This is a genomic window from Streptomyces sp. NPDC087845, from assembly GCF_044742755.1.
Classification (GTDB): Bacteria; Actinomycetota; Actinomycetes; order Streptomycetales; family Streptomycetaceae; genus Streptomyces.
The window spans coordinates 1-1596 of record NZ_JBIUVC010000054.1; the positions used below are offsets into that span (position 1 = coordinate 1).

1 protein-coding gene and 1 pseudogene are annotated in these 1596 nt (G+C 66.0%); one reads left to right on the top strand and one right to left on the bottom strand.

Going from position 1 to position 1596, the window contains the following annotated elements:
- Positions 1 to 135 precede the first annotated feature (135 nt).
- Positions 136 to 570: pseudogene (locus ACIOMQ_RS41420) on the bottom strand (TetR-like C-terminal domain-containing protein); the annotation flags it as partial.
- Positions 571 to 627: 57 nt separating this feature from the next.
- On the opposite strand from ACIOMQ_RS41420, the gene ACIOMQ_RS41425 reads away from it, so the two are divergent.
- Positions 628 to 1398 carry a transposase gene (locus ACIOMQ_RS41425; RefSeq protein ID WP_402192904.1) on the top strand — a complete coding sequence of 257 codons (771 nt, stop codon included), beginning with the start codon at positions 628 to 630 and terminating at the stop codon, positions 1396 to 1398.
- Positions 1399 to 1596 lie beyond the last annotated feature (198 nt).

The following is a 1596-nucleotide window of genomic DNA, read 5'->3' on the forward strand; positions in this document are numbered from 1 at the left end:
GGAAACTCCGCTGCAGCACCACCCGGATCACCGCTGTCGTCCGTGCCGTCGTCGCCCTCGAACTCGCCACCTGATCAAGATGAAAAAGGCTCACTCATTCGAGTGAGTAATTCGACCTGGCAGTTTCAGCCCGGTTCAAGGGCGTGGCGCCGGCGCGACCGCGATCCGGCGGTGGATGTCCTCAAGCAGGTCCCGCATCGCTGTGCGGAAGATTTCAGTCTGGTGGTCACCGAGGAAAGAGGTGTGCCCGAACACCTCAAGGGCGACGAGGCCATGCAGGTGTCCCCACGCGATCAGCAGGAGCGCGGTCGCTGGGGGCGGCAGATATCCCAGGCCGTAATGCGGCAGCTGGTCCAGATAGGCCCGGAGCGCGGGTGAGAGTGCGGGGGTGTCGACTGCGGCGAGCTGCGCCGAGGTGAACCCGTCGAACATCTCGCGCTCGAAGATCGCACTCATCCGACGCGACGCCTGGGTGGTCGGGCCTTCGATGAGTGCCGCGTAGTCCCGTAGCGGCGTTCCGTAGAGGAGCTGGAAGTGCTCGGGATGGGCGATGGCCCAGCGATGGTAGCCCTACCGTCCACTAAAGGCTGTCCCGTAACTGCTGGTCACGGGTGAGATGATCTTGTCGTGTCTGGTGTGATCACGGCCTCGGAGCCGTCCTGGATAGCCCCGTTTTCCGGGCTGAGCCCGCGTCAGTTCGGCAAGCTGGTCAACGCGTTGCGGCGCGAGGGGGCGGACCCGGTCCGCAAGGGCCGGCCCTGGAGCCTGCCGCTCGAGGACCGCGTCCTGCTGGTCGCCGCCTACTGGCGAACCAACCTGACGCTGCGACAGTTGGCGCCGCTGTTCGGCATCTCGAAGTCGGCCGCCGACCGCATCATCGACCACCTCGGCCCGTCGCTGGCGCTCCAGCCCCGCCAGCGGTTCCGCAAGGACACCGTGCTGATCGTGGACGGCACCCTGGTCCCCACGCGTGACCACCAGGTCGCCGAACAGTCGAAGAATTACCGGTACTCGACCAACCATCAGGTCGTCATCGACGCCGACACCCGGCTCGTCGTCGCGGTCGGCCGGCCGCTGCCCGGCAACCGCAACGACTGCAAGGCGTGGGAGTTGTCCGGCGCGAAAGCCGCCGTCGGCCGCACCACGGTGATCGCGGACGGCGGATACCGGGGCACCGGCCTGGTCATGCCGCACCGCCGCGAGAAAAGCCAGACCGAACTCCCGGCCTGGAAAGAGGAACACAACGCCTCCCACCGCAAGGTCCGCGCCCGCGTCGAGCATGCCTTCGCCCGGATGAAGACCTGGAAGATCCTGCGCGACTGCCGCCTCAAGGGCGACGGCGTACATCATGCCATGCTCGGCATCGCCCGCCTGCACAACCTCACCCTCGCCGGGTAACGAAGAAACAGGCAGGTCAACGAACACGTCGTAGATCATTTACGGGACAGCGCTTAGCTAACTTGATCTTTAACCTGTGCGGCGTGGACGTGGGGTCGTTGGATTCTTCGTTCGTCGCTTTGGAGGGTCCGTTTTGCTGGCCGTGTGCACGTCGTGGCGTGGGGTTGGCCGGGTGTTCTTGCGGCCGGGTGGCCGGCC